The following is a 2166-nucleotide window of genomic DNA, read 5'->3' on the forward strand; positions in this document are numbered from 1 at the left end:
TTCTGTAGGCTATCTGGACCCTTTGCATTTTTCAAAAGCCTTTCGGCAGTATTATGACTGCTCACCAAGTCAATATCGGACCTCTATACAATAACGATTAACTCAATATTTCTACATGAGTATTCTATAATGATAAACATATATAGATTTAAAATTGCAATAAATCCTATTCTTTTCAAAAGACCAGTCTGATATAAAATTAAATACTAATAGCCCCTTAAAACAAATCTAGTTCAAAACATGGCTTAAGGTATCAGCAATTACCAGTTGTCAGCAGAGGAAAGTAAAATTTTAGCACAACTCCTTTATAAGTTAGCTATGTAATGAGGCAATAAAAAACCGTTCGAAATCTCCAAAAAATATAGTCAAACTTATCTGAAACTTTTTAGAAAACAACTTCTTCTACATACAAGACAAGATTTTGAAACTCGGATCACCAACGTTGTTTAAAGATCTATACGCCTTTATCCAAAAAATAGGAAACTTAGATTCAAGATAATAGGCAAAATCACTTGTAACTTTTAACATTAGATGACTGAAAAACTTAGTACATCTCTATCAAAATAATCCAACACTTTTCTAAAGAAAAGTATTGGATTATTAACAAAATACTATTGAATGTTTAATCTTATTGATTTTTAATTTCAATATACCTTACACCACCAACAATTATCTCGCGTTTGTCAGGTTTATTAATGTATACTATTGGTATATCTTCACTGCTATAGAGAATGCTTTGTTCTGATGATTCTAAATTAGTTATTTCCTCCGCTACAAAATAACATTTTTTTTGAAATTTTAATCGTGTTTCAATTAATTTATTATTCTGCATATCCAAACAAAGTACATTTTCCTTATCTGCTAAATCTTCACCTAACAAAATTTTTTCATTTGATTCTTTAAAATACACTTTGTTTCCAAACCTATTCTTTGGAACCTTATATTTTACAAATAAATCTTTTTTCTTTTTAGAATATGAATGTATAAACGTATATTCGTCGTACTTTATAGTATAGTCATCTAGAATCTCAAAAGAGACTCCCGGTTGCGATTTTATGCTTATTTTATCATTTTTTTTAATTAATTGATAAACTTCTTTTCCTATGTATAATAGATTACCTAGAATATAAAAACTTGACACTGAAAATAAGAACTCCCTATTATCAAATTCATACTTATTCAACAAGAACCAATGACCTTGAATATCAATACCCGATTTTTCACGACTAATAAATTTTAACAACCAATTTTCTTTGGGATTTCTATAAAAGCAACGAAAATAAACATTTATACATACCATTCCAATTAACTCAATAAAAATAAATCTAAGTAGAGATGTCAATAACTTAGCAATTGTCTCGTTATTATTTAAGTTTCTTTTATGCACAAATAAATAGTAAACTCCCATTTGCTCATCAAAAGTAACATTTTCTATCTTAAAATCAATGCCTCGATACTTTACAGTTAAATCTTTAAATGAATATAATTTATTTATTATTTTATCAAATTCTAAACTTATTATTCCATGTCTTACATGTTCTCCATCAATAAAATCAAGAATGTACTTTGTATTCCTTAAACTACTATCTCCAATTGCCTTTATTTCTTTACCATTTTCAAATAATTTAACTTCTTTAGGGTCATATTTAATATACTCTAATTTATTATGTAGAATTTTTTCCTCAACACATTGTGATGTTATTAGATTTACTGAGATAAATAATATTGGTGCCATTAGAACTATTATCACTCTTCCACGTACTAAAATAGAGCTTGCCCTTAAAGATAATTTAACTCCAAAAAATTTTGTAAAAAAATCTTCTGTAAATAACATAGAGCCAACTGCCAAGGCAGCAGAAAGAAATCCCCACTGAGAAGTAGTAAGACCACCAAATGCTATCAAAATAATAACAAGTATAATACTAGGGCCAATGGCTAATATTCTATTTTTCTTAAAATATGGAAATAGAAAAACACAAAACACAACTGAAAATAACAATATTGTAAAAATAATACTCATCATGATTTCTATTATATCAAAATGCAATAACCCACTCAAATACACTATTGTTGATAAAAAGAAAAAGACATACATTGAAGTTATTTTAAAATCCAATAAATCATCTTTCGCTAATAGCATTTACCTCAGGCATTTGATATAATTTT

2 protein-coding genes are annotated in these 2166 nt (G+C 27.1%); one reads left to right on the top strand and one right to left on the bottom strand.

From position 1 onward, the window contains the following. Positions 1-13 precede the first annotated feature (13 nt). A complete protein-coding gene (locus ACO409_RS10735; protein ID WP_485557126.1) occupies positions 14-94 on the top strand; it encodes an AraC family transcriptional regulator in 81 nt (26 codons plus the stop codon). Positions 95-628: 534 nt separating this feature from the next. On the opposite strand, the gene ACO409_RS10740 is transcribed toward ACO409_RS10735, so the two are convergent. After that, positions 629-2140 (bottom strand): hypothetical protein, encoded by a 1512-nt coding sequence (locus tag ACO409_RS10740; RefSeq protein WP_008535023.1) that lies wholly within the window; start codon positions 2138-2140, stop codon positions 629-631. Between the last annotated feature and the right edge of the window lie 26 nt (positions 2141-2166).

The organism is Leptotrichia sp. (genome assembly GCF_057270615.1).